The 25514-nt window shown below is 54.7% G+C and carries 24 protein-coding genes and 1 pseudogene; 19 read left to right on the forward strand and 6 right to left on the reverse strand.

Annotated features, from left to right (window positions below):
- Positions 1-178 precede the first annotated feature (178 nt).
- Positions 179-1489, forward strand: a complete 1311-nt coding sequence (locus Q1Q75_RS01905) for an aminotransferase class I/II-fold pyridoxal phosphate-dependent enzyme (RefSeq protein ID WP_300667320.1) — start codon at positions 179-181, stop codon at positions 1487-1489.
- A 122-nt stretch (positions 1490-1611) separates the two neighbouring features.
- A complete protein-coding gene (locus Q1Q75_RS01910) occupies positions 1612-3408 on the forward strand; it encodes a chloride channel protein (protein ID WP_300667321.1) in 1797 nt (598 codons plus the stop codon).
- A gap of 191 nt (positions 3409-3599) precedes the next feature.
- Here the strand turns inward: Q1Q75_RS01910 and Q1Q75_RS01915 are convergent, their stop codons facing one another.
- The 3 genes and pseudogenes from Q1Q75_RS01915 to Q1Q75_RS22560 all read right to left on the reverse strand — a co-directional run.
- The gene (locus tag Q1Q75_RS01915; protein ID WP_300667322.1) at positions 3600-4259 is read right to left on the reverse strand and encodes an HAD family hydrolase; all 660 of its coding nucleotides are present in this window, start codon (positions 4257-4259) and stop codon (positions 3600-3602) included.
- Positions 4260-4270: 11 nt separating this feature from the next.
- Positions 4271-5086 (reverse strand): tRNA pseudouridine(38-40) synthase TruA, encoded by an 816-nt coding sequence (truA, locus tag Q1Q75_RS01920; RefSeq protein ID WP_366945134.1) that lies wholly within the window; start codon positions 5084-5086, stop codon positions 4271-4273.
- 1 nt (position 5087) lies between these two features.
- Positions 5088-5150: pseudogene (locus Q1Q75_RS22560) on the reverse strand (hypothetical protein); the annotation flags it as partial.
- A 277-nt stretch (positions 5151-5427) separates the two neighbouring features.
- Between Q1Q75_RS22560 and Q1Q75_RS01925 the strand changes: the two are divergent.
- Positions 5428-6159: a pseudouridine synthase gene (locus tag Q1Q75_RS01925; RefSeq protein ID WP_300667324.1), complete on the forward strand. Its 732-nt coding sequence runs from the start codon at positions 5428-5430 to the stop codon at positions 6157-6159.
- A gap of 8 nt (positions 6160-6167) precedes the next feature.
- Positions 6168-6800 (forward strand): TerB family tellurite resistance protein, encoded by a 633-nt coding sequence (locus Q1Q75_RS01930; RefSeq protein ID WP_300667325.1) that lies wholly within the window; start codon positions 6168-6170, stop codon positions 6798-6800.
- Here Q1Q75_RS01930 and Q1Q75_RS01935 read toward each other — a convergent pair.
- The 3 genes from Q1Q75_RS01935 to Q1Q75_RS01945 all read right to left on the reverse strand — a co-directional run bounded on the left by Q1Q75_RS01935 (position 6797) and on the right by Q1Q75_RS01945 (position 9259).
- Entirely contained in the window at positions 6797-8074 is a 1278-nt protein-coding gene (locus Q1Q75_RS01935) for a folylpolyglutamate synthase/dihydrofolate synthase family protein (protein WP_300667326.1), read from the reverse strand. The genes Q1Q75_RS01930 and Q1Q75_RS01935 overlap by 4 nt on opposite strands.
- Before the next feature lie 118 nt (positions 8075-8192).
- On the reverse strand, positions 8193-8381 hold the full coding sequence (rpsU, locus tag Q1Q75_RS01940) for a 30S ribosomal protein S21 (RefSeq protein ID WP_343052515.1): 189 nt from the start codon (positions 8379-8381) through the stop codon (positions 8193-8195).
- Positions 8382-8584: 203 nt separating this feature from the next.
- Positions 8585-9259 carry an adenylate kinase gene (locus tag Q1Q75_RS01945; RefSeq protein WP_300667327.1) on the reverse strand — a complete coding sequence of 225 codons (675 nt, stop codon included), beginning with the start codon at positions 9257-9259 and terminating at the stop codon, positions 8585-8587.
- Between the two features lie 302 nt (positions 9260-9561).
- Here Q1Q75_RS01945 and coaE point away from each other — a divergent pair, with 302 nt between their 5' ends.
- From coaE to Q1Q75_RS02020, 15 genes are all read left to right on the forward strand, one after another.
- A complete protein-coding gene (gene coaE / locus Q1Q75_RS01950; RefSeq protein WP_300667328.1) occupies positions 9562-10194 on the forward strand; it encodes a dephospho-CoA kinase in 633 nt (210 codons plus the stop codon).
- 321 nt (positions 10195-10515) lie between these two features.
- Positions 10516-11763, forward strand: a complete 1248-nt coding sequence (rho, locus tag Q1Q75_RS01955; RefSeq protein ID WP_300667329.1) for a transcription termination factor Rho — start codon at positions 10516-10518, stop codon at positions 11761-11763.
- A gap of 99 nt (positions 11764-11862) precedes the next feature.
- Complete coding sequence (rpmE, locus tag Q1Q75_RS01960; protein WP_300667330.1) at positions 11863-12084, forward strand: 50S ribosomal protein L31; 222 nt, start codon at positions 11863-11865, stop codon at positions 12082-12084.
- A gap of 167 nt (positions 12085-12251) precedes the next feature.
- Positions 12252-13322, forward strand: a complete 1071-nt coding sequence (prfA, locus tag Q1Q75_RS01965) for a peptide chain release factor 1 (protein ID WP_300667331.1) — start codon at positions 12252-12254, stop codon at positions 13320-13322.
- Positions 13306-14205, forward strand: coding sequence for a peptide chain release factor N(5)-glutamine methyltransferase (prmC, locus tag Q1Q75_RS01970; protein WP_300667332.1), 900 nt, complete (start codon positions 13306-13308; stop codon positions 14203-14205). Before prfA ends, prmC begins: the two co-directional genes overlap by 17 nt.
- 319 nt (positions 14206-14524) lie before the next feature.
- The gene (gene rpsB / locus Q1Q75_RS01975) at positions 14525-15385 is read left to right on the forward strand and encodes a 30S ribosomal protein S2 (RefSeq protein ID WP_300667333.1); all 861 of its coding nucleotides are present in this window, start codon (positions 14525-14527) and stop codon (positions 15383-15385) included.
- Positions 15386-15387: 2 nt separating this feature from the next.
- On the forward strand, positions 15388-15984 hold the full coding sequence (gene tsf / locus Q1Q75_RS01980) for a translation elongation factor Ts (RefSeq protein WP_300667334.1): 597 nt from the start codon (positions 15388-15390) through the stop codon (positions 15982-15984).
- A complete protein-coding gene (gene pyrH, locus Q1Q75_RS01985) occupies positions 15985-16710 on the forward strand; it encodes a UMP kinase (RefSeq protein WP_300667335.1) in 726 nt (241 codons plus the stop codon).
- A gap of 176 nt (positions 16711-16886) precedes the next feature.
- Positions 16887-17444, forward strand: coding sequence for a ribosome recycling factor (gene frr, locus Q1Q75_RS01990; protein ID WP_300667336.1), 558 nt, complete (start codon positions 16887-16889; stop codon positions 17442-17444).
- Positions 17444-18184: an isoprenyl transferase gene (locus tag Q1Q75_RS01995; RefSeq protein WP_300667337.1), complete on the forward strand. Its 741-nt coding sequence runs from the start codon at positions 17444-17446 to the stop codon at positions 18182-18184. Before frr ends, Q1Q75_RS01995 begins: the two co-directional genes overlap by 1 nt.
- A gap of 99 nt (positions 18185-18283) precedes the next feature.
- Positions 18284-19096, forward strand: coding sequence for a phosphatidate cytidylyltransferase (locus Q1Q75_RS02000; RefSeq protein ID WP_300667338.1), 813 nt, complete (start codon positions 18284-18286; stop codon positions 19094-19096).
- Positions 19097-19107: 11 nt separating this feature from the next.
- Entirely contained in the window at positions 19108-20262 is a 1155-nt protein-coding gene (locus Q1Q75_RS02005) for a 1-deoxy-D-xylulose-5-phosphate reductoisomerase (protein ID WP_300667339.1), read from the forward strand.
- A 26-nt stretch (positions 20263-20288) separates the two neighbouring features.
- Positions 20289-21611 carry an RIP metalloprotease RseP gene (rseP, locus tag Q1Q75_RS02010; RefSeq protein WP_300667340.1) on the forward strand — a complete coding sequence of 441 codons (1323 nt, stop codon included), beginning with the start codon at positions 20289-20291 and terminating at the stop codon, positions 21609-21611.
- A gap of 377 nt (positions 21612-21988) precedes the next feature.
- Positions 21989-23674 (forward strand): YcaO-like family protein, encoded by a 1686-nt coding sequence (locus Q1Q75_RS02015; protein ID WP_300667341.1) that lies wholly within the window; start codon positions 21989-21991, stop codon positions 23672-23674.
- A 324-nt stretch (positions 23675-23998) separates the two neighbouring features.
- On the forward strand, positions 23999-25486 hold the full coding sequence (locus Q1Q75_RS02020) for an ATP-binding protein (protein WP_300667342.1): 1488 nt from the start codon (positions 23999-24001) through the stop codon (positions 25484-25486).
- The last annotated feature ends 28 nt before the right edge of the window (positions 25487-25514 follow it).

Below are 25514 nucleotides of genomic sequence, written 5' to 3' on the forward strand. Positions count from 1 at the left end.
CTTTAGGACGATTCAAAACCCCCGTTTTTATACCTTTGTGGTTCAATGACGGGGGTTTTTTTTCGGGCATTTATCAAGAGGACAGGGGCGGCACCTTGCCGCATGATACTTATATAAGGCTGGGGCTCAGTTCACAGCCGGATGTGTTGAACCGACACAGATTTAAGGAGCATGATCCATGAACGAAATCGCCAGACAGCTGAATAAAGAGATGGAGCGGGGGAACGGTTATCTGATTGAGATGCTGTCAGAGATTGGTAAAAATCTCTTTTTTCCCAAGGGAATTTTAAGTCAGTCTGCGGAAGCGAAATTGAAAGCGCACCGGATCAATGGCACCATCGGCATTGCCAAGGAAGAGGGTGGCATCATGCATCTTCCGTCCATCATGGAGTCTGTTGATGGGCTGTTACCGGAAAACAGCCTGACGTATGCGCCCTCTTTCGGTATTCCCGGTCTTCGTAAAGCCTGGAAAGAGGCGATGTATGAAAAGAACCCTTCACTTTCCGGCAAAGAGGTGAGTCTGCCCGTGGTGACCTGCGGCATCACCCATGCCATTAGCGTGATGGCTGACGTCTGGATCGATCCCGGGGATGTGGTGATTCTTCCGGACATGATGTGGGGTAACTACAACTTGATCCTCTCGGTTAGAAAAGGGGCCACCCTGTCCAAGTTCTCCCTTTTTACCGAGGAGGGGGGATTCAATCTGGATGCCTTTCAGGCAAAGGTGACCGAGGAGGCGGCCAGGCGCGATAAGATCATCGTGCTCCTTAACTTTCCCTTAAACCCCACCGGTTACACGGTCACCCGGACCGAAGCGGCCCGCATCGTCGATATTCTGGAGGACGTGGCCAAGGGCGGGACGAATGTGGTTGCCGTCACCGACGACGCTTACTTTGGGCTTTTCTACGAAGAAGAGGTGCTCAAGGAGTCTATTTTTTCTCTTCTGACCGGTCGTCACGAGCGTTTGGTGGCGGTCAAGATGGACGGTGCCACCAAAGAAGATTATGTCTGGGGGCTCCGCGTGGGTTTCCTCACCTACGGTATTTCCGCCTGTGACAACCAGGCCGCCATTTACGATGCCCTGGAGAAGAAGACGGCCGGTGCGGTTCGCGGGAGCATCTCCAACGCCTCACACCTGAGCCAGTCCATTGTTCTCAAGGCGATGCAGACACCGGGTTATCAGGAGTCAAAGGAAGCCAAAGGCGAGATTCTCAAGGCCCGTGCCAACAAAGTCGGTGAGGTGTCCATGGACCCCCGCTACGCCGATGCCTGGAGCGTCTATCCCTTTAACTCCGGGTACTTTATGTGTATTCGCCTGACGAACACCGATGCGGAAACCCTTCGCATTCACCTCCTCGATACGTATGGGGTGGGGCTTATCTCTCTGGGTGAGACCGACCTTCGGGTGGCCTTTTCCTGTATTGATATCCAAGATATTCGTGAACTCTTTGATACCATTTATAAAGGGGTTCAGGATCTCGCCGGTTGATTCGGGTTCTTTTGTTCAAACCCGGCGGGCTGTTCATCACAGAATGGCCCGCCGGGTTCTCTGAAAGTCCTTTGCCTGTTTGGGGTAGAGGGCGGCACATTTGAATTTCCATTGGAGTAGTTATGGTCTTGCTGACCAAAGGGGCGAGGGGGCGGAAAGGAATCTACAACGCCGGTAAGTGGTTTTCTTACTTTATCATCATTGGTCTTATTGCCGGTTGCGGATCCGTCCTCTTTCACTACCTGTGCCAGTTGGGAATTCATTATTTTATGGATTTTATGGCCGGGTATCGTCCCACCCCTCCAGCCGGTGAACATCATCTGCTGGTCCCCACCACCCGACCGTTCAACCGGTGGATTCTGCTTTTTCTCCCTGCCCTGGGCGGCCTCGTCAGCGGCTGGCTGGTTTATACCTTTGCCCCGGAGGCAGAAGGCCATGGCACCGATGCGGCCATTGACGCCTATCACAACAAAGGCGGGTTCATCCGAAGCCGGGTCCCCATCATAAAAACCATCGCCTCCACCTTGACGCTGACGACCGGTGGTTCCGGTGGACGGGAAGGCCCCATCGCACAGATTGGGGCCGGCTTTGCCTCTTTTCTGGCCACCCGCTTGAACCTTTCTGATCGAGAACGGCGTATCATGATGGCCGCCGGGATCGGTGCCGGGGTCGGCAGTATTTTTCGTGCCCCCCTGGCAGGGGCCCTTTTTGCCTCGGAGGTGCTTTACCGGGACCCCGAGTTTGAATCGGACGTCATCATCCCGGCGGGGATCTCGTCGGTGGTGGCTTACTGCGTTTACTGCCTGGTCTTTGGCTGGGGCTCCCTTTTTGAATCGCCGGATTTCCTTTTCAGGAACCCCCTGGAGTTGGGGCCGTATCTGGTCCTCGCCGGGGTACTGGTCGCCACCGGCTGGTTCTATGTCAAGGTGTTCTATGGCACGGAAAAGCTGTTTAAAAGCCTGACAGGGATTCCCAATCACCTGAAGCCGGCCATAGGGGGGCTTTGCACGGGGATCATCGGATTCTTTTTTGCCCATACCCTTGCCTTTGGTTATGGATTTATCCAGACCGCCCTGACCACGGGGCTTCCCATCACCATGCTCCTGACCCTTGCCATCGGCAAGATCTTTACCACCTCTTTTTCTATTGCATCCGGGGGGAGCGGTGGCGTGTTCGGGCCATCCATCGTTATTGGCGGTGCCATGGGCGGCGTGGTGGGACAGATTTTTCATGCCATCATGCCGGGGATCGTTACCGCTCCCGGTGCCTTCGTGATTGTCGGTATGGCCGGTTTTTTTACGGCCGTCTCCAATACACCGATCTCCACCATTATTTTTGTCAGTGAGATGACCAATTCCTATCATCTTCTGCTGCCCAGTCTCCTGGTCTGCTCGATCTGTTTTCTGTTGGGACAAAATTTTACGATTTTTAAAAATCAGGTGCAGACCAAGGTGGACTCCCCGGCCCATGAAGGAGAGTTTATGGTGGATATTCTCCAGAAAATTCGGGTGAAGGATCTCCTCCCCGCGGTAAAACAGGTCCCCCATGTCCACGAAGAGATGGGATTTCTGGCGTTTAAACGGTTTTTCTCAGAGACCAAGCAGCACTATTTTCCCGTGATGAATAAAGCGGAACGGCTGGTGGGCATTTTCTCCTCCACGGATATCCGAAGCGTGATCTTCCTTAAAGAGGTGGAGCATTTGATCGTGATGCGGGACATCGCCACCACGGAGATTATCACCACCACACCCTCGGAGGATCTGAACACCGTGCTTCAAAAGTTCACCCAGAAGAACATCGACAGCCTGCCCGTGGTCCGGGAGCGCGACTCCGGCATTCTGATCGGTATGCTTGACCGCCGTGATGTGATTGCCACCTATAACCACCAGGTGGAGCGGATGAAAAGTACCCGGGGCTAATTCTTCGGGTGAGTCGGTGGGGTCGATTTAGGAAAGGGAGATTGCGCGGGCTTGGACGCAATCTCCCTTTTTTGTTTTTTGGTTTTGTAAGGGCTCAGCCCCCGCAAAAACCCTTCCTGCGGCAAGTCTGGCAAAGCCACTTAGGCGAAAATACCTCGAAAGCAGGTTGAGATGTCCGTCGAAGGACGCTTTTACAGCAGGTCGAGCAGCTCCAGGGGGTGGGCGATGAGGTGGCGTGCGCCGCTTTGTTCCAGCTCTTCTCTCTCCCGGAAGCCCCAGAGAACACCCACAGGGACCATGCCGGCCCCGGAGGCGGTTTTCATGTCCACGGCGGTGTCGCCCAGGTAGAGCATCTCTTCGCCTTTGATCCCCGTTGTGTCGAGGAGTTCGATGGCCCCGGTGGGATCGGGCTTTTTGGGGACGTTGTCCCGGGCGCCAAGAATCTGGGTGAAGGTCCAGTCAGGCATGAGTTCTGTCACACATTCCCCGGCGGATTCATGGGGCTTGTTGGTCAGGACAAAGAGTTTGAGTCCCCTGTTCGTCAAGGCCGTCAGCATTTCTGGGATGCCATCGTAGGGGCGGGCGATGGTTCCGGTCAGCTGATGATAGTATGCCAGGAATCGCTCCAGCAGGGGCTCGAATTGCTCGGGATCTGAGACCACCTCCTTCGGGGCGGCCCGCTCCATCAGGACCCGGGCGCCATGGCCTGCAAAGTATTTGTAGGCGTCCCTCGGGTGGGGGGGGAGACCGGACCCTTCCAGGGTGTGGTTGGTGGCGGTGGCGATCTCTTCCAATGAGTCGATGAGCGTGCCGTCCAGATCAAAGACAACGCCTCGGTATGTGTTTTTCATGGGTGTTTCTCCTAACAGGGTCCCAGCCAGAGGCCGGCCGGGTAGAGGGGGGAATCGGTGAATTGCCTTGGGGCGTGGGGCACGTCCTCGTATTCCACGCGGACGAGGAAGAGTCCCTGTGGCGGGGCTGTGGGGCCGGCATTTTTCCGTTTGCAGGAGTCCAGGATGCCCTTGAACGCTTCCGGAGAGGTGCGGGACAGTCCCACATCCACCAGAGTGCCCGCAAGGTTTCTCACCATGAATTTAAGAAAACCGCTACCACAAAAGGTCAGGGTAACGAGCCCTTGGCCGTGGTCGTGAATACAGGCTTCTGAAACGGTTCTGACGGTGGTGGCCCGTGGGCTCCCTGCGCCTTCAAAGGCCTTGAAATCATGGGTGCCCACAAGGTGCGCAGCCGCCTTTTTCATGGCGGCCACATCAAGGGGGTTGCGGATGTGCCAGAAGGTGTCGTGGGCCACGGCGGGGGCCTCGGGACGGTTGATGATCCGGTAGGTGTACCGCTTCCGTCTGGCTCCGAATCGGGCGTGGAAGGTGTCGGCCACCTTCTGACACGCGTGGATGGTAATGCCGGGTGGGAGCATCCGGTTCAGGGCGTCTTGAAACTTTTCTGCAGGGATGGCGGTCTTTGTTTTGAAATGCGCGACCTGGGCCACGGCATGGACTCCGGCATCGGTTCGTCCAGAGGCGATGACGGTGACGGGCCGGGTGACCATCCGGCTGAGCGCCTCCTGAATGGTCTGCTGTACGGTTGGCTGGTCGGGTTGGATCTGCCAGCCCGCATAGGGCGTGCCACAATATTCAATGGTGAGTTTGAAGGTCGTTTCCATATCAGATGCGGTCGATGGGCACACAGGCCATTTTCCGTTCAAAGGCTTCATCGATGAGTTCCTGGAGTTTTTCAGGGCGAAAGCTGGCGTTGCAGGACCTGCAACGGAAGGTAACGCTTTTTCAGGAACGCTGGATATCAAGGGGTCTGCCGCATTGAGGGCATTCTCCGTGTGTGTCGGATTGATTGAACATTTTTAAGGTTTCCTGTACATATGTGGGGGGGCTTGCCGGTCTGGCTTCGGCCCCTTTGTTTTCGGGTTGTCACGTGGCGCAGGCCACGCACTCATGTATATAGAAGAAACGGGGCGGATTCAACCGCTCTTTGGAAGGAGAAGGTGTTGTGACTGAAAATCAGGGGGTACGTCTGCAGAAATATCTGGCCCATGCAGGGGTCTGTTCCAGGCGAGCCGCCGAAACGCTAATCATAGACGGTGCGGTGACCGTGAACCATCGGGTGGTGACGGAACTCGGAACCCGAGTGGATCCGAACTCGGATCGTGTCTGTGTGAAAGGTCGGGAAATTCGTGCTGAGGAGAAGCGGGTGTACCTTCTGCTTCACAAACCGGTGGGGGTGATCACCTCCTGTCATCACGGAGACGCGAAGGTCGTCACGGACCTGGTGGATGTGCCGGAGCGGGTTTTTCCCGTCGGCCGATTGGACCAGGACTCCTCGGGACTCCTTATTTTAACCAATGACGGGCGGATTCATCACAAGCTCTCCCATCCTTCCTTTGATCATGAGAAGGAGTACCGGGTGCGGGTGGCGGCCCCGCTTTCACCTGCGGCCCTTGCGCGCATGGAAGCAGGGATCAGGTTAAAGGAGGGGATGACGCGTCCCTGCAAGATTCGACGCCAGGATGAGGTGAGTTACACCATGGTGCTCCAGGAGGGGAAAAACCGGCAGATTCGTCGGATGGCGCACGAGGTGGGGCATGAGGTGGTGACTCTGAAGAGGATTCGTATGGCCAATATTCGTCTGGGGCAGCTGAAGCCGGGGCAATGGCGTCATCTCTCGGAAGGGGAGGTCAGTGAATTGTTGAAACGAACCGGGATCCATTCTGGGAAGGGGTAAAGGCGACGGTGAACTTTCTATTGCGGAGAGATGAGAGGCACAGCTACAAGGCTCGAGGGACCTTTTATTGTCCTGGGTGCCGTCAGACCGTGGCGTGTCTGGTGGTGACAACGGTCACGGTGACACGCCTTCTCTGGATCCCGGTTTATCGGCGTGCTCTGAATTCCGGGTTGGTGAAGTGTCCCCTTTGTGGCGGGGTTTTCGGGAGAGAGGTAACGGCCTTCAGCCCTTCAGTTTCACGGGATGGGTTGAAACCGGCTCTGGTGGCCGTGTTGATGCTGATGATGGAGGCGGATGAGTCGCGGCTGGAGATGTCGGTTGTGTCGCGGATCGTGGCGGAGGTGACGGGGCAGGAGGTTTGTTCCGAATCCATTCACGCCGAAATACAGCAGCTTCTCGCAGAAAAGGACGCCTTGGGGGACCGACTCCGGGCCATTGTTCCTTACCTGACCAATGCGGAGAAACGACTGATTTTGGAATCGGCCTTTCGGGTGGCCCATGCAGATGGGCAGGCCTCTGAAAAAAAGATGGCGCTGATGGATCAGGTGGCCTCACTTCTTCGGGTGCCTGACTCCATCTATAAGCGTGTGGTCGGATCCGGGGGCGAAGAGGACACGCACTCCATTTTATCTGCGTCCTAACGTCCGAGGATTGCTGCCCGTGCCTCTCCGGCCACGTATAGGGATCCTGCGACGAGGATCAGTTCATTCTCCCATGCCGAGGTGCGGGCCGCGGTGATGGCCTGGTCAATGGGGCGAATGACGGAGACATCCTGGAGGTATCTGAGGGCGTCGGCTCGCATGGTCTCCGGGTCAAGGCTTCGATCGGTCTGAGCTTCCACAAGAATAACACGTCGGCAGAAGGGCAGCAGGCTGGCAAACATCTTCTGGTAGGCTTTGTCATCTAAGATGCCGGTGATCAGCGTGATGTCTCTGCCTTTTTGTTCCTCTTCAAGGTAGGCCACCAAGACCTTAATGGCGGCGGGGTTGTGGGCGCCATCGATGATGGTTTCGGGGGCGTTGGCGACGCGTTCTAAGCGTCCGGGCCAGGAGGTGGTGGCCAGGCCTTTTCGAATCGACTCATCAGAAATCTTAAAGGCGGTGTCCCGCCGCAGGACCGTGCAGGCTGCCACGGCAAGGGCCGCGTTGTCCACCTGATGTTTCCCGAGCAGGGCGGTCGAGAGGTTGCTGATGGCCGTGTCTTCGCACCGGCAACTGAATCCATTTTTTGACCGTCGGAGATGGATATCACGTCCCAGTCTGAGGAGGGGGGCGTTTAATTCCCGGGCCGTCTCTTCTACCACACCGATGGCGCTGGCCTGACGCACACCGATAATGGCGGGGACTCCCTCTTTAATGATACCGGCTTTTTCATAGGCAATTTTTGCGATGGTATCACCCAGGTGGGCTTTGTGCTCCAGGGAGATGTTGGTGATGATGGAGAGAGCCGGGGTGACGAGATTGGTGGCATCCAGGCGTCCACCCATGCCGGTTTCGATGACAGCTATCTCCACCTTTTTTTCTGCAAAGAGGTCAAAGGCCATGGCCGTGGTGAGCTCAAAGAAGGTGCCGGATCGTTCTCCACTGTTGGCGGCCTCTATCCGGTTGTAGCTGGCGACCACCTCGTCGTCGGTGATCATCTCGCCGTCGACTTGGATGCGCTCGTTGAATCGTACGAGGTGAGGAGAGGTGTAGAGGCCCGTGCGATAGCCGGAGAGGGAGAGAATTCGGGTCAGGTAGGACGCCACAGAGCCCTTTCCGTTGGTCCCTGAGATGTGGATGACCGTGAATTTTTTTTCTGGATTGTCCAGGCGGCTCAGGATGCCCTTCATGGTATCCAAGCCCAGGATGATGCCAAAACGGCCAAGCTTGTACAGGGTGTCGAGGCAGCGTTCGTAGTCGGGTTGCAGTGTCATGGTGGATGTTACTCTGAAGATGTGGGTGATCGGCCAATACAAAAAACCCGGCTTTGCGCAAGAATGCTTAAGCCGGGTCCTTTGAAAAAAGAATCGATAGCGATGTGAAGATTAGACCCTAACGGTTACGGGCACTTGCAATCCTCTGACGTCGCTGCGCTTCTCGTTGCTTACGACGTCGAAATTCGCTCGGCTTTTCATAACTTTTCTTGAGCTTAAGCCGCTTGAAAAGGCCGTCGTTCTGAATTTTTTTCTTCAGAATACGCATTGCTTTTTCAAGATCGTTATCGAGAACTTTAACTTCGATTTCCTTCAAATATATCGCCCCTTTCTCAACATCAGAGGCCGATGATCTCTTGCGCCGGCATGATGGTTAGTCTGTATACTATTAAAAAGTAAACTCCTATAAGACTAAAGCAAAAAAGAGGCGATAGCAAGAAAAAAATCTTGTTACCGCCTCTTGTATTTCATCTCATTTGGAATGTTCGGTGTTGGACCTCAATTTTCGGACTAAAGCTTGGAGACCAGCTCATCGGTGACGGATTTCATGTCTTTCTCACCGGCCAGGGTCAGGTACTTGGTGGTGGTGCTTTTTTCGGCAACCGCCTTGAAGTAGTAGGCTGCGGCCAGGGTGCCGTCTACCTCATTGTAATAAATGGAGTGACGCTTGTCGATGGCTGCGTCATCCTGGTCATCGGCGCGGGCGGTGAGAGCGCCGCCGCAGACCCGGCACTTGTCGCCGTTGGGCTTGATGGCCTCGATGCCGATGTTGTTGGGGTGGTTGGGGTCGTTTTCGCAGAGGCGGCGACCGGTGATTCGGAGTTTGGCAATTTCACGGTCCAGGACGATCTCAACCACGTAGTTGAGTTCCATGCCGGCGGCTTTGAGAGACTCGTCGAGTTTTTCGGCTTGTACCTTGTTGCGGGGAAACCCGTCCAGGAGCCATCCATTGGCGCAGTCGTCCTGCTTGAGGCGGTCCAGGATCATGGGGATGGTGATGTCGTCGGGCACGAGGTCTCCAGCATCGATGAAGCTCTTGGCTTTCATGCCGAGTTCAGTGCCACCCTTGATGTTTTCACGGAAGATAGCTCCAGACTCGATGTGGGCAGCGTTGTATTTGCCCTTGAGGATGGAACCCTGGGTGCCTTTCCCGCTTCCGTTGGGACCGAAAAATAAGATGTTCATGCGAAAATCCTTTCTCTTGAGTGATAAACAATAATTTATAACTGTACGGATGGACGGAGTCTCATGGCCGCGGCTCCGTTGCCTTATATCTTGTGGGGTGGCGACGCCCGGACGGATTTTGGGCTGAAGAAGCTGAGGCGCAACAGCATCTTTCGGCAGATTAATCGATCCCGGGGCCGGTTCTTCCATTATTTTTTACATAAATCATCAAAAAAGTTTAAGTAGTAGAATGTGGATGGCTTGTCAAGAGGGGGAGATATATTGTATGGGAAGTGGATGCTTCGAAATGGGGCTCATTGGGCTTGAATTCATGTGAAATCAAAGGGGACACGATGGTCAGGGTTGGGTTGACAGGGGGCGCGGCTTCGGGAAAGACGACGGTCTGCCGTTTTTTCAGGGAGCAGGGTGTGGCGGTGTCCATTGCCGATGATCTGGCACGGGAGGCCGTGAGCCCGGGGAGCCCGGGGTTTGATGCGGTGGTCGCCTGGTTTGGTGACGGCGTGGTGGCCGAAGACGGCGGGCTGGACCGCCCGGCGCTGAGGCGCCAGTTGATTTCCGACCCGGAGGCGCGCCGGGTCCTTGAGTCCATTGTTCAGCCCGAGGTGATTCGCCTGATGGAGGCGTTTCTTTGCGCCGAGGGGGCCAAGGGGGCGGAGATGGCCGTTTGTGAAGTGCCCTTGCTCTTTGAATTGACATTAGAGGCGATGTTTGACGTGACACTTCATGTGGGGGTGGATCGCGATACCCAGTGCGCCCGGTTGATGAATCGGGATGGGGTGACAGAAGACGAGGCATCGCGCCTGCTGGCGCTTCAGCTTTCCGATGCGGAGAAACGGGGCCGGGCGGATTGGGTCCTTGAGAACACGCAGGGGCTTTTAGAATTGAAGGCCGCCTTTTATAAGGTGTTTGATAAAATTATAAAAAAAAAGCCGTAGCCGTTTATAAGTCCTTGACATGGCGCTTGGCGGTATTGTATCTAACCAATTAAACCGCTCTTTTTGTCATTGCCAAAGTCATGATCCTTATGGGACCTACAGAACAGACACTCACCTTACAGAAATCATGGTAAAAAATCTGTAACACATCCGATGGGCTTATTGGGCCTGTATACCGCGATGTGCCTTTCTTAAAGGGGCTTTATCATCTTGTCTTTGCAGGTCATACGAGGGGTGGGTTCACTTGTACCGAAATGAAACGGATTGGGACGACGTTGGTTGTTGTTCTGGATGAGCATATAAAATGTGGGGAAACTGTTGATGAACATTGTTGAATTGAAAGCGATGCGGATTGAAGAGCTGGCCAAGATGGCACGGAGCCTCAAGATTGAGGGCGCAGCTGGTCTTCCCAAGCAGGAGCTCATTTTTATGTTGCTTCAGGCGCAGATCGAACGGGAAGGGCAGATTTATGGGGAGGGCACCCTGGAGGTGCTTCCCGACGGCTTTGGCTTCCTTCGATCTCCGGACTGCAACTATTTGCCCGGTCCCGATGATATCTACGTCTCTCCATCTCAGATTCGAAGATTCAACCTTAAGACGGGGGATACGGTCTCCGGTCAAATCCGGCAGCCCAAGGAGTCGGAGCGTTATTTCGCTTTGCTTAAGGTCCAGGCGGTCAACTACGAAGATCCCGATGTGGCAAGGGAGAAGATCTTCTTCGACAACTTGACGCCCCTTTATCCTGAGAAAAAGGTGCAGTTGGAGAACGACAAGGACAACTTTTCCACCCGCATCATCGAGTTGATGGCCCCCATCGGTTTTGGCCAGAGGGGGCTTATTGTCTCCCCACCCCGCTCCGGAAAGACAATGATTCTGAAGACCATTGCCAACAGCATGATCAAGAGTCACCCCAATATCGTTCCTTTTATCCTCCTTATTGATGAACGTCCCGAAGAAGTGACCGACATGGCCCGTTCCGTGAAAGCGGAAGTGATCAGCTCCACCTTTGACGAGCCGGCGGAGCGTCACGTGCAGGTGGCTGAGATGGTGATCGAGAAAGCCAAGCGCCTTGTGGAGCATAAAAAGGATGTTGTGATCCTTCTGGACAGTATCACCCGCCTGGCTCGCGCCTACAACTCGGTGATGCCTCCCTCGGGTAAAATTCTCTCCGGTGGTGTTGACTCCAACGCCCTGCACCGCCCCAAGCGTTTCTTCGGCGCGGCGCGTAATGTGGAGGAGGGCGGCAGCTTGACCATCATCGCCACCGCTCTGATTGACACGGGCAGCCGAATGGACGAAGTTATTTTTGAAGAGTTCAAGGGCACCGGTAACATGGAGCTGGTTCTTGACCGCAAGCTGGCCGATCGGCGTATGTTCCCTGCCATCGACATCAAAAAGTCCGGCACCCGTAAAGAAGAACTTCTCGTGGAGAAGGGTGAACTCGACCGGATCTGGATTTTGCGAAAGCTTCTGGCTTCCCTCAACACCGTGGACAGCATGGGCTTTTTGCTTGACAAGATCAGCGGAACCAAGGATAATATGGAGTTTCTTGATTCTATGAATTCATAATGCCATAGCTGCTTATTGACGGCAGCGTAAGGCGATCTCAATGGGGGTCCCCTGTTTGGTATTTTTCATATATTTACATTTTTAAGGAGTTGGTTACCAATGAAAAAGGGCATTCACCCCGAATACAAAATGGCCACAGCTACCTGTGCCTGCGGCAATGTTATGAGTGTAGGATCTACCCGCGAAGTGATCAAAGTGGAAATCTGTTCAAGCTGCCATCCCTTTTTCACTGGGAAGCAGAAGCTTGTGGATACTGCCGGTCGTATTGATCGATTCCGTAGAAAATTTGCAAATTTCGACGTCAACAAGGTTGGCAAGTAATGATCGCGATGTAATCAAGACCGTATGGCTTGGGAGAAAAAGGGGAATCGGTTTTACGATTTCCCTTTTTGTCGTCCGGACGGTGGGTCTGGGCAGTGCGAAGGTGCGGACACTTCCCTTTGTGCGATTGTTTCGCATTAAGAAGGGGTTATGGGGCAGGCAAAGCAATGTTTGGTAAACTCGAGGGTGTGGAAGACCGGTTTATAAAACTGGAGCAACTTCTCAGCGATCCCGCTGTGGTCAGCGACCGTGTTCTGTATCAAAAATACATCAAAGAACACGGTGAGATCACCAAGCTGGTGGACGCGTATCGACGGTATAAAAAGGTGGTCGCCGACCTGGGGGAAGCTCGGGAGCTTCTGGCCGATGACGATCCTGATATGAAAGAGATGGCCCAGGAGGAGATAGGTCCTCTGGAAGCGAAGGTCGAGGCCCTGGAAGGGGAGCTCAAGGTGCTTCTGGTTCCCAAGGATCCCATGGATGAAAAGAGCGTCATTGTCGAGCTTCGTGCGGGCACCGGAGGGGACGAATCCTCTCTGTTTGCCGGGGATCTCTTCAAGATGTATACCCGATACGCCGAAGGCCGGGGGTGGGGTATTGAGCTTATGGATTCCCACAGCTCAGACGTGGGGGGCTATAAGGAAGTGGTCTTCCAGGTGAACGGCAAAGGGGCCTACAGCTCCTTTAAATATGAGAGTGGGGTCCACAGGGTCCAGCGTGTCCCGACCACCGAAACCCAAGGTCGTATTCATACCTCTGCGGTGACCGTGGCGGTTCTTCCCGAGGCGGAAGATGTGGAGTTGAAGATTGAGCCCAACGAATTGCGGATCGATATTTTCCGCTCCTCCGGTCCCGGGGGCCAGAGCGTGAACACCACCGATTCCGCGGTTCGAATCACCCATATTCCCACGGGCATTACGGCCACCTGCCAGGACGAAAAATCCCAGCACAAGAACAAAGAGAAGGCCATGAAGGTCCTGCGTTCCCGTGTCCTTGATAAGATGGTTCAAGAGACAGCGGCGATACGATCTGCGGCCCGTAAGGGTCAGATTGGCAGCGGCGACCGCAGCGAGAGGATCCGAACCTACAATTTTCCCCAGGGTCGTATGACCGATCATCGAATCGGACTGACACTCTATCGTCTGGATGGTATTATGGAAGGCGATATTGAAGAGATCATCTCTTCTCTGCGGACACATGCCCAGGCTCAGGCGCTTCAAAATGAACAAACCCTCTGATCTTCTGTTTGGCCCGTGCGTCTCTGTCGGTGAGGTCCTGGTCGAAGCGGCCCGGCTTTTTGAGCAGGCGGGAGTGGATGCGCCGGCCCTTGCGGCCGACCTGTTGATGATGCATCTTCTGGAGACGCGTCGAGCAGGTCTTGTCATGCTGAAAAACGATCACGCTACCGAGGGCCTGAAGCAGGGCTATGAAGCCCTTGTTCGCAGGCGGCTCGATCGAGAGCCCATTGCTTATATTCTCGGTGAAACGGGCTTTTGGGACCTCGACCTGAGGGTGACTCCGCAGGTGCTGGTGCCGCGTCCTGATACCGAAACCCTGGTGGAGGCGACTCTTGAGCTCTTGACGCAAGACGGGCTGGGGTCCTTGCGTGTGGTGGATTTGGGGACCGGCTCCGGTGCCATTGCCTTGTCTCTGGCCAAGGCCTGCCCCCAGCACCGGGTTTATGCCACCGATAGATCGAGCGCGGCCCTGGATGTGGCTCGGGAAAATGCCCGCAAAAATAACCTCTCAGATCAGGTAACTTTTGTTCAGGGTGCCTGGTTTTCTCCTTTTAAAGCGACGCATCCTTTATTTGATGTGGTGGTTTCCAATCCGCCCTATATCCCAACCGCTGATATCGATCTGCTCGATCCTGAAGTGGCGGTCTATGAGCCGCGTCTTGCGTTAGACGGTGATGCGGACGGTCTGCGGGACCTCGGGTTGATTATCTCCGGGTGCAGGCAGTATCTGAAGCCCGGGGGCTGGGTTCTCCTCGAAATGGGGTGGGATCAGCGGGAATCGGTTCGTGTATTGCTGGAGGCGGAAGGGCTCTTCGAGTCTATCCGTTTTTTTGAGGATTATGCGGGGAACAACAGGGCGGTGCGTGCGCGGCGTCGTCTCTGATCAGTGCGCCTGCCTTTCGGCATGAGATGAATTGTAAATAGCCTTGCAGATTTTGGATGAACCTGTTATTTATGATCGGATTTATCGATATAGGCGTATTTTTGCGCCATCTGATATTTTTGCCCTTATTTTTGTCCTCGTCCGAGGGCATATTTTCGAGCAGCATGTCACGCTGCTTTTGTTGAATTCACCCGATTGACGGGTGGATGCCATCTTAATGACACACGCTCTTTGACCCGTATCAGGTTCTTCTCTTCATCATAGAGAAGTCGATCCCGGGGATGATGGGGGCGGTGGAAAAACCAAAGGAGTCATGATTATGTCTTACGTCAGCATGAAAGAGCTTCTCGAAGCCGGTTGCCATTTCGGTCACCAGACCAAACGTTGGAACCCGAAGATGAAGCCTTATATCTTTGGCGCTCGTAACGGAATCTACATCATCAATCTGCAGAAGTCTGTTGGCATGTTCAAAAATGCCTATGACTTTGTTCTTGATGTGGCCACAAGCGGAAAGTCCGTTCTCTTTGTCGGCACCAAGAAGCAGGCACGAGAAGCTATTTACGAAGAAGCCAACCGCGCTGAAATGTACTATGTCCAGAACCGCTGGCTCGGCGGCATGCTCACCAACTTTCAGACCGTTAAAACAAGCATTGAGCGCTTGAACAAGCTCAATGAGATCCAGAACGACGGGACCATCGAAAGCTACACCAAAAAAGAACGTCTCAAACTCGCCAAAGATCGCGATAAGCTTGAGGCAGTTATTGGTGGTATCAGCATGATGAACGGTCTGCCTGGTGCCATTGTGATCGTGGATCCCAAGAAAGAGGGCATCGCTGTTAAAGAAGCCCAGCGTCTGAATATTCCCATTGTCGGTCTTGTGGATACCAACTGTGACCCGGATCCCATCGATTATGTCATTCCCGGCAACGACGACGCCATTCGTTCTATTCGCCTGATTACTTCACGCCTTGCCGATGCCTGCATCGAAGGCCGCAAGCGTTACAACGAAAAACGTGCCGCTGCCAGTGATAAGGGTAATGAAGAAGTAGAAACCAAGGCAGCTGCTGTTGCCGAGGCTGCTGCAGGCGATACCGAAGGCCCCGTGGTTGAAGTGATCCGTAAGAAAACCGAGAATGATGCCCCGGCAGCAGACGCCGCGGCCGAGAACGCAGGAGAGTAGTCATGGCAGAGATCAGCGCAGCAATGGTAAAAGAACTTCGTGAAAAAACCGGCTCTGGAATCATGGATTGCAAAAAAGCCCTCAAAGAGAGCGAAGGCGATGTACAGAAAGCCCTCGATTTCTTGAGGAAGAAAGGCCTCGCAGCAGCAGCCAAGCGCTCCTCCCGTGCCACTTCCGAAGGCGTCGTCATGAGCTACATCCACATGGGCGGAAAAATCGGTGTCATGGTTGAAATCAACTGCGAAACGGATTTTGTCGCCAAGAACGACGATTTCCAGACCTTCGCTAAAGATGTTGCCATGCATATTGCAGCGGTCAGTCCTGCTGGCCTTGCCCCTGAAGATATTCCCGAAGAAGTTGTTGCTAAGGAACGGGAAATTTACCGTGAGCGCGCTCTTGAGCAGGGCAAGCCTGAGAACATCGTGGACAAGATCGTTGAAGGTCAGGTCCAGAAGTTCTACAAGGAATCCTGTCTGATGAGCCAGGCTTACGTAAAGAATCCCCAGATCACCATTGAAGACTATACAAAAGAGGTTATCGGCAAAATGGGCGAGAATATTCGTATCCGCCGTTTCGTCCGTTACCAGTTAGGAGAGTAGATGACAGCGGCGAAGCCTGCCTTCAAACGTGTTCTTCTTAAATTAAGTGGTGAAGCTCTGATGGGTGATCAGGGTTTCGGTATCAGCCCCGACATGATGACGTACGTCGCCGACGAGGTGAAGTCGATTCATGAACTGGGCGTTGAGGTGGCCATTGTCGTGGGCGGAGGCAATATCTTTCGAGGTATCGCCGCCAGTTCTTATGGCATGGACAGGGCACCTGCCGATCATATGGGGATGCTGGCCACCGTTATCAACAGCATTGCCCTTTCCGGTGCCCTTGAAAAGATCGGAATTCCCACTCGGGTTCAGTCTGCTATCAGCATGCATGAAGTGGCTGAGCCTTTCATTCTCCGTCGGGCGGTTCGCCACCTGGAGAAGGGACGTGCCGTGATTTTCGCCGCAGGGACGGGCAGTCCCTATTTTACCACCGACACGGCGGCGGTGCTTCGTGCTCAGGAGATTCATGCAGAGCTCTTGATGAAGGCCACCAAGGTGGACGGCATCTATGATAAAGATCCCGTCAAGGAGAAAGACGCCAAGTTCTTTCCCCGGATCAAGTACATGGAAGTCCTGGAGAAACAGCTGAGTGTCATGGACATGACCGCGATCTCTCTTGCCATGGACAACAATTTGCCTCTGTCGGTTTTTAATCTCTCCGGCAAAGGCAATATTTTCAAAGTCGTCACCGGGGCCAAGGATGTCGGGACCCTGATTGACAACTGATGATCTTACGGGTATGAATGAGGTCAGGTTCGCGATTCGCGGGCCTGATCTTTTTCTGTTTTGGGGGGATCTCCTTCGGCGGTGTTTTCGCCGGTTTTCATGTCCCTTTCAATCCCCCTTGCCATATCTGATTTGCAACCATCTAACCTTAACATTTAAATAGGAAAGGTGACGATATGATCGATTCGCTTTTTGAAGAGACCCGAGACAGGATGGGCAAAACCATGGACGCTCTTGTAAAAGAGATGGGCCGTGTTCGCACCGGACGTGCTTCGGCTAATATGCTCGACAGTGTCAAGGTGGACTATTATGGTACCTTGACCCCCCTGAACCAGATGGCCTCCGTTTCTGTTCCGGAGCCTCGCCTGCTTGTTATTCAGCCCTGGGATGCAACTGCCCTTAAAGAGATCGAAAAGGGCATCCTCAAAGCGAATATCGGGTTGACCCCCTCAAGCGACGGCAAGCTGATCCGCATCTCTGTGCCCCCTTTGACGGAAGAACGCAGAAAAGAGATTGTGAAGCTGGTTCATAAGACCTGTGAAGACCACAAGGTAGCGGTTCGTAATATCCGCCGTGACGGCAATGAGACTCTCAAGACCCTGAAGAAAGATGGGGATATCTCAGAGGACGAGCAGTTTAAAGCTCAGGATGCTGTGCAGAAGGTCACGGATGATTACGTCGGCAAGATCGACGAGATGTACAAAGACAAAGAAAAAGAGATCCTCGAGGTTTGATGGAACGAGAACTTCCCGATGGCCTTTCAGCAGATCGCCTTCCGGCGCATGTGGCCATTATTATGGATGGCAATGGAAGGTGGGCAAAGAAGCGGGTGTTGAATCGCGTCAAGGGCCATGAAAAGGGCGCAGGGGCGGTTCGTACGGTGGTGGAGAGCTGCACAAAGTTCGGCATTCCCTACCTGACTCTCTACGCGTTTTCCACGGAGAACTGGCAACGGCCAAAAAAAGAGGTGGATGCCCTCATGGGGCTTCTGACTCGATTTCTTCGCAATGAGAGGAAACAACTCCAGAAAAACGGTGTTCGCCTGACAGCCATCGGTGAACTTCACCGACTGCCCGAGGAGGTGCGTCGGGAGTTGGATCTTGCCATGGCGGAGACAAAGGATAATACGCGTCTGACCCTATGTCTTGCTTTGAGCTATGGCAGCCGCTCTGAGCTGGTGGAGATGGTGCAGCGTATTTCAGGCGAGGTGAAGGTCGGGCACATCGAGGCTGCGGATGTGGATGAAAAGATGGTTTCTCAGTTTCTTTTTACCCGTGACTTTCCCGATCCGGATCTGGTGATTCGCACCAGCGGAGAGATGCGCCTCAGTAATTTTCTTCTCTGGCAGTGTGCCTACAGCGAAATTTTCTTCACCGAGACCCTCTGGCCCGATTTCGGCGAGTCGGAGTTTGCCTCCATCCTCAAGGATTTCCAGGAGCGTGAACGACGGTTTGGAAAAGTGCTTCAGCCCTGAGGGCGGAAGCTCAAACAGTGGGTACCCGAAGGGAGTATCGGCTGCCGAATTCGGCAGAACCGGGCTCCCTTTTGCTGTATTAAAAAGGATGTGAGACCCATGCATGTGAAACGGATTCTTTCAGCGGTTGTGGCTATCCCTCTGCTCTGGCTTTTTATCCTTAAGGGCGGGCCTGTTTTTTTTACCCTTCTGATGATGGCTGTGGCCGTGATCGCCCTGACCGAATACTATCCCCTGGTTGACGAGACCGTCGACCGTCTCGGCCCCCTTCCCCTTCTCGGTTACGCCTCTGCCATCATGATGGTGGGGCTGGCCCATGTGATCTCCAACCCCTGGGGCGTTCTCCTTGGCGTTGTTTTTCTTAATATTCCCCTGGGTGGCTTCCTCCTTCTGCCTCGTTTTGAAACGGAACCTAAAGTGCTGAGGCATCTTTTCACTCACGTCTTTGGTCTTCTCTACATTCCCATGGCGTTGGCCTCTGTGGTGCGGCTCCGCATCGTGCCCGACCACGGGATCCTGTGGATTTTTACCTTGCTCGTCACCGTTGCCGCCTGTGATACCGGTGCGTTTTATGCCGGCACCTTTCTGGGCAAGCGAAAGCTCTGTCCCTCAGTGAGCCCCGGGAAAACCGTGGAGGGGTTTCTGGGCGGTATGGCCGCGGCCCTGGTGGCCGGGTTCGTCATGAAGGGATTTTTTGTCCCCGAATTGAGCTGGCTTTTCTGTCTTCTGCTTTTTCCCCTGGTCGGGGTGTTTGGTCCCCTGGGCGATCTTTTTGAGTCGTCCATGAAAAGGGCCTCCGGGATCAAGGACTCCGGGCATCTGATTCCAGGACACGGTGGCCTTTTAGATCGTATCGACGCCTTTTTGTTTGTGGCGCCCCTCTTCTATTTTTTCATGATCGTCAGCGCTTGATGGAGAGTGCTATGAAATACCTGACCCTGCTGGGCTCCACCGGGTCCATTGGAAAAAATGTGTTGGAGATTGTGCGGCTTTACCCGGATCGGTTTGGGGTGAAGGCCCTGTGTGCCGCCACCAGCGTCGATCTTCTGGCGGCTCAGATCGTGGAGTTTTCTCCTGAGGTTGCCTGTGTCATCGATGCCTCTCACCGGGATCGACTCAAGGCCCTGCTCCCGCCAACCTGTTCCACCGAACTTCTCTTCGGCGTTTCGGGCTACAAACAGGCGGCGTCCCATGCCGACGTCTCCATGGTGGTGTCCGCCTTTGTCGGCGCCGCCGGACTTGTGCCCACCCTCGCCGCCATCGAGGCAGGCAAGAGCATTGCCCTTGCCAACAAAGAGACCCTGGTGACGGCCGGCGATTTGGTGATGCCCCTGGCCGCCGAAAAAGGGGTGCCGATTCTGCCCGTGGACAGCGAGCACAGCGCAATCTTTCAGTGCTTGAACGGGGAAAACCCCAGGGAGGTGAGCCACTTGATTCTCACCGCCTCAGGGGGGCCGTTTCGCAGCACCCCCCCGGAGGAGATGGCGGCGATTTCCCTTGCCCAGGCCTTGAATCATCCGACCTGGAGCATGGGAAAAAAGATCACCATCGATTCTGCCACCCTGATGAACAAAGGCTTGGAAGTCATTGAAGCCCATCACCTTTTTGCCGTTGATCCGCACCGAATTGAGGTTGTGGTTCACCCCCAGAGTATTGTACATTCCATGGTGGCTTATGTGGACGGGGTGGTGATGGCGCAGTTGGGGCAACCGGATATGAAAGGGGCCATCGCGTATGCCTTGAATTATCCGCAGCGGCTTGATATCGGCATGGCACCGCCTGATTTTGCGGCTTTGGCCACACTTACGTTCGAGAAACCAGATTTTTCACGATTTCGATGCCTGAAGCTTGCCTTTGATGCGACCGACGCAGGGGGGACCATGCCGACGGTGTTGAATGCCGCCAATGAGATGGCTGTCGCAGCGTTTCTTGAGGAACGGATTGGCTTTCTCGATATACCACGAATTATTGAAACGACCATGGATGCTCACGGCGTGATGACCCGCCCTGTTCTGGACGATGTCCAGGAGGCGGATGCCTGGGCCCGACGAAAAGCAACTGAACTGATATGCCGGTAGCGGCATCAACCCTTGCAGGATAGTTCATGACGACCAACCTCTTTTCCATCATTATTGTTCTGGGCGTTCTCGTCTTCTTTCACGAATTGGGGCACTTTCTGGTGGCCCGATGGTTTGGCGTGGGGGTGGAGAAATTTTCCCTGGGTTTCGGACCCCGCATTTTTGGCCGCAAAGTCGGTATGACCGAGTACATCGTGTCGGCCATCCCCTTAGGCGGGTATGTGAAGATGGTGGGCGAGGACCCCGATGCAGACATTACCGACGAGGAGAGGCATCTCTCCTTTACCCACAAAGTGGTGTGGCAGCGGATGCTGATTGTGGCTGCCGGTCCGGTCTTTAACCTGGTCCTTGCCGTGGTGATCTATACCGGTCTTTTCGGGGTTCACGGGGTCAATGGCCTTGCCCCCATCGTGGGCCAGGTCGTGGCGGAGACACCGGCCGATCATGCCGGTTTGGGGTACGGTGATCGTGTGATTGACGTCAACGGCCAGGCGGTCATCCTCTGGAATGATCTTGCCGAAGCCATTGAAGAGAGCAAGGGCAAGCCCTTGACGCTCACCTATGAACGGGCCGGAGAGACCCGGCGCGTTGAGCTTACCCCCGAGGCCTCCACCTCCCGAAATCTTTTTGGTGAGGAGGTCCCCTCCTGGGCCGTGGGGATTGGTCCGCGTCAGGATCCCGTCATCGGCGGAATCCAGAGTGATTCCCCGGCCGACCGAGCCGGTCTTCTGGCCATGGACCGGATCCTCGCTGTGGATGGCGATCCCCTTATTTTCTGGACCGATGTGGTGACGGCCATCACCGGCAGCGCGGGAAAACCTGTGGAACTGAAGCTGCTGAGGGCGGGTGAGGAACTCACCGTTTCTCTTCAGCCGGAACAGCTGGATGGTCGGGAGGGTGCCTGGCGCATCGGCATCGCGCCTTATTACGAGGTGGTCAATAAACGGCTGGGCGTTTTGGGATGCTTCACCGAAGGGGTGGCCAAGACCTGGTTCTTTGGAAAGCTGATGGTGGTGGGTCTTGTTAAGATGGTGAAAGGCAGCATTCCCGCTGACCTTGGAGGTCCCATCATTATCGCCAAGATGGCCGGTGATCAGGCCCGTGTGGGGATCTCCTCTCTGATCTCTTTTATTGCTTTTATCAGCATCAACCTCGCCATTTTGAACTTTTTGCCCATTCCCGTATTAGATGGTGGGCACCTTCTCTTTTTTACCATTGAGTGGGTGACCGGAAAGCCGGTGAACGACAAGATTCGGGAGATGGCCAGTCAAGCGGGGATGTTTCTCCTCTTGTCTCTCATGGTCTATGTCTTTTACAGCGATATCATGAAACTTTTTTTTAAAGGATAACGGCGTACGGGTCACCCTGTGGGGGGAATGCCCCGGTGGCTGTATGAAGTGAAAAGGCTCCGGAATTCGTTCCGGGGCCTTTTTTGGTAAACAGTGGGCAGTGGATAGTGAGTGGTGGGCAGTGAATAGTGAGTGGTGAATAGTGAGTGGTGAATAGTGAATAGTGAATAGTGAGTGGTGAATAGTGAATAGTGAGTCGTGAATAGTGAAGGGGGGGGGGAGGATGGCTTTGGGCTGTCGATCTCTCCTTCATGTGTTCATTGCACTTTTTTGGGGTAACGCTTGAGTGCCCCCCCTCGTCGTCGGAGGCCAAATTTTTGCCACTGGCAGGAGGCTTATTTTTCCTGATCTTTATCCATAGAAACGAAGAGGCAAAGATGATTGATTACCGATTGACGTTAAAAACCACCACGGCGGCCACGGGATTTTTCGATGTGGTTCCCGAAGGTGTGGAGACCTTTGAGGCAGCGCTCCTGGAACTTCGCACGGCACCCATGGATTCGTTTATGCGTCGACGGGCCCTGGATCTTCTGGGGGCGTTGGGCGAAGAGAGGTTGACGGAGATGCTGGTGGGGGGAGATGGGATGGTGAAAGGGTTGATCTATGAAGCAGCCCTTGCCTTTGATGCGTTTCACGCTCTCAAAGGTCGCCTGGAGACCGAGGGGTGGACCCCGGAAAAGATTGAGAGCCCTCTGGTGTATGGTCGCTATGTGGCGGCAAACGGTGCTGCTACACACCCCTGGGCCGAGATGCTTTCGGAGAATGTGGACAGCCTCAAGGAGTTGCCCTTTTTTGCTGAGGCCCCTGATCTTCCGGTCGAGCCGGGGCCGACCGGTCCTTCCGAGCCTCTGTCTGTGGATGAGATGGCGGCTGAGATTCGAAAGAATTATCCAGCCCTTGAGGGAGTGCCAGCTGCCGAGACGGCAGCCATTGCCAAGGCAAAGCTCGAAGCGATAGGTGTTTTTACAGGGTCTGAGATGCGCCATCAGGCCTCACTCTCTCCCCTGGCTCTTCTGAGGAAGTGGAAGGTGAAGACACGGGTCTGCCAGGGCGATTTGAATTATACCCTTTCCGGTGAGCAGACCAGTTACGGCAAAGGGCTTTCCATTGCCGCTGCCAGGGCTTCCCTGTACATGGAGATCGCAGAGCGCCACAGCTCGTATGCTTCCATTGAAAACGGCTGCGTGACGGACACCCTGCTTCAGCATGAGGTGGTGAAAGCGCGGTACAGTGAGCTGGCGGCTTCGGGAAGGCGGGTGCTGAGTCCCAATGCGTTGATGCTGGATGTCCCGTATCAGGACGACGTCCTTCACTGGATGGAAGGGGTCACCCCCACGCCAGGGGGAGAGGAAGCCATACTTGTCCCGGTGCAGGCCGTGTTTCTCTTTATGAATCTTGACGAACCCGGTTTGTTTACGAGTCTGGGCTCCACGGGGCTGGCTTCAGGCAATACCATAGATGAAGCCCGTGTTTCAGGTCTGTACGAAGCGCTGGAGCGCGAGGCAGAGGCAACACAGCCCTTTGATCCGACCCTCTGTTTTGAGCTTTTCACCGCCAATGACAACCTGGGCCCCTTGCTTGCGGCCTACCGCAAAGAGGGCGTGAACCTATTTTTCCAGGAGCTCACCGGACGTCTCGGGATTCCCTGCTGTAAGGCGATGGTGATCGACCATGAGGGCGTTGTGGCCAAGGGGTGCGCCACCCACCTGGACGCCCGCAGGGCGGCAGTCTCCGCCATGACCGAGGTGCCCTTTGTTTTTCCCGGCGGCGAGGCGTCCCTGACCCCCCCTGTCACCCCGGTACCTGTCCATGAAGAGCAGCTGCCCGATTACTCCACCGGCTCGGCCCCCGGGGACCGCAAGCTCGTGGAACAGCTTCTGGCCCATGAGGGGTACACCCCTATCTACGTGGATCTCACCCGCAGAGACCTCGACATTCCCGTGGTGAAAACCCTGGTGCCGGGGTTTGCCTTTACAGCAGATTTTGATCGCTTCACTCGTATGAGCCCCAAACTTCTCTCCTGTGCTGCGGCCATGATGAAGGCAAAGCACTGCAAGCTCTGATGTTTAGGGGTGACATTTTTTTTTCTTTTTACTAAAACAGAAGTAACTGTTCAGCTCATGAAAAGCAGCCTCCGGCGGCAAGGTGTGCCACCTTGAAAGCAGGTTGCGGATGCGCTTTGTCCCTCGTTCCTCGGGTCAAATCACATCCGCCTTTAAAACAAAATTCATTCAAGAAGAATTTTTTAAGACCTGTTTGTTAAACCCGTCTTAATAAAATCAGGCAAAAGTTTAGCCCCCGGCAGGGTCGCCGAAGGCATAAGCTGAATAGTTACGGCCCTTTTTAAGTGTGTCTGTTCTCTGATTTGAATTCAACGGGAAAATGTGATGATGTCCAATGGAATCAAAACCAGCATCAGTGTGAACCTTGCCTTTCTTTTTCTTTTTGCCATGGGGGTGACCGCCTTTTCCGCTTTGACCCTGGTGCGTCAGGTGATGGTAAAAAAAGAGGTGGAGAGGGCGTTGCATCTGGCGCAGGCCGTCACGGATTACGGGTTTGATGAGCATGGGAAGCGGGATATTGCGGGCCTTCGTTTCGCCTTGCGCGGGATGGTGGAGGGCAGCGCCGTCTCCCTGGTGAAGGTGTCTCTTCTGGATGAGGATTTAAGTTATGGCTTTGGCACAGATACCCGAGTGGGGGCGGCAGAAGAGGCCATTGGTCAATCGGTAAAGGCTGGAGAACCGGTCATCGTCAAGGGAGATGCGGATAGCCTCTTTGGGTTTGACGGTGCCGTGATTGTGGCGGTTCCTTTTGAAAAACCGGGGCGGGGCGGAGTGGCGGTGGTGGTCTCCACCGACAAGGTGAGTGCCTGGCTTTCAAACACGGTCAAACTGCTGGCGATCTATATCCTGATCAATCTCTGCGTGGTCACCTGGGCCGGGGTGACCCAGGTGTCCAAGGTGGCCCTTAAGCCCGTGACGCGGCTTCTTTCCAAAGCCGAGAGTGCGGGGACCGAGGAGCCTTTTTTCTTTCAGGAGGAGGCGGGCAGTGAATTTTCGAGGCTCTCCATGGCTTTGAACACGATGATCAGTCGGGTCAATGAAGACCGGGAGAAGCTGAAACTTACCGTCCGGGAGCTCAAGGAAGCCAATATCGAGTTGACCCGTGCCCAGCAGGATGTGGTCCGAGCCGAGAAGCTGGCGGCCATGGGGCGGCTGGCCTCTGGAGTCGCCCATGAAATCGGGAACCCTCTGGGAATTATTACGGGCTATCTGTCCCTGATAAAAACGTCCGAACAACTCGATGAGCGGGCCGATTTTATCCACCGAACCGAAGAGGAGGTGGGGCGGATTGACGGAATCATTCGTCAGCTCCTTGATTTTAACCGCAGCGGTGCCAAAGGGGAGACCGTGGTGGTGAGTGTGCATGAACTGGTGGCCGAAATTCGTGAGCTGGTGCGTGTGCAACCCCTGTTTAAAGGGATCGATTTTACGACCGCGCTGAATGCGGAAAACGATGGTGTGGTCGCCACCCACGGTGAGCTTCGCCAGGTTTTTCTCAACATGGTCTTAAATGCCGCCGATGCCATTGCTGCTGCCGACAAACAGGACGGGTCATTGGGTGTTGTCACGCGAAATGTCAGAGGGGATGAGGGGCGCATATTCCTTGAGGTCGTCGTCGAAGACAACGGAGACGGCATTTCTGAGACGGATCTCCCCAATATTTTCGATCCATTTTTTTCCACCAAAGAGCCGGGTCAGGGCACCGGTTTGGGCCTTTCTGTCTCTTTTCTCATTGTGGAAGGGCTGGGGGGAACCTTGCGGGCGGAGAGCGACAGCAACGCCACCCGTATGATTTTAAGGTTCCCCGTCTGAGGGAGCCCGCCTCTGTCCTGATGTGCTG

Origin of the sequence: Desulfoluna sp. (assembly GCF_030145185.1) — a bacterium.
Taxonomy (GTDB): Bacteria; Desulfobacterota; Desulfobacteria; order Desulfobacterales; family Desulfolunaceae; genus Desulfoluna.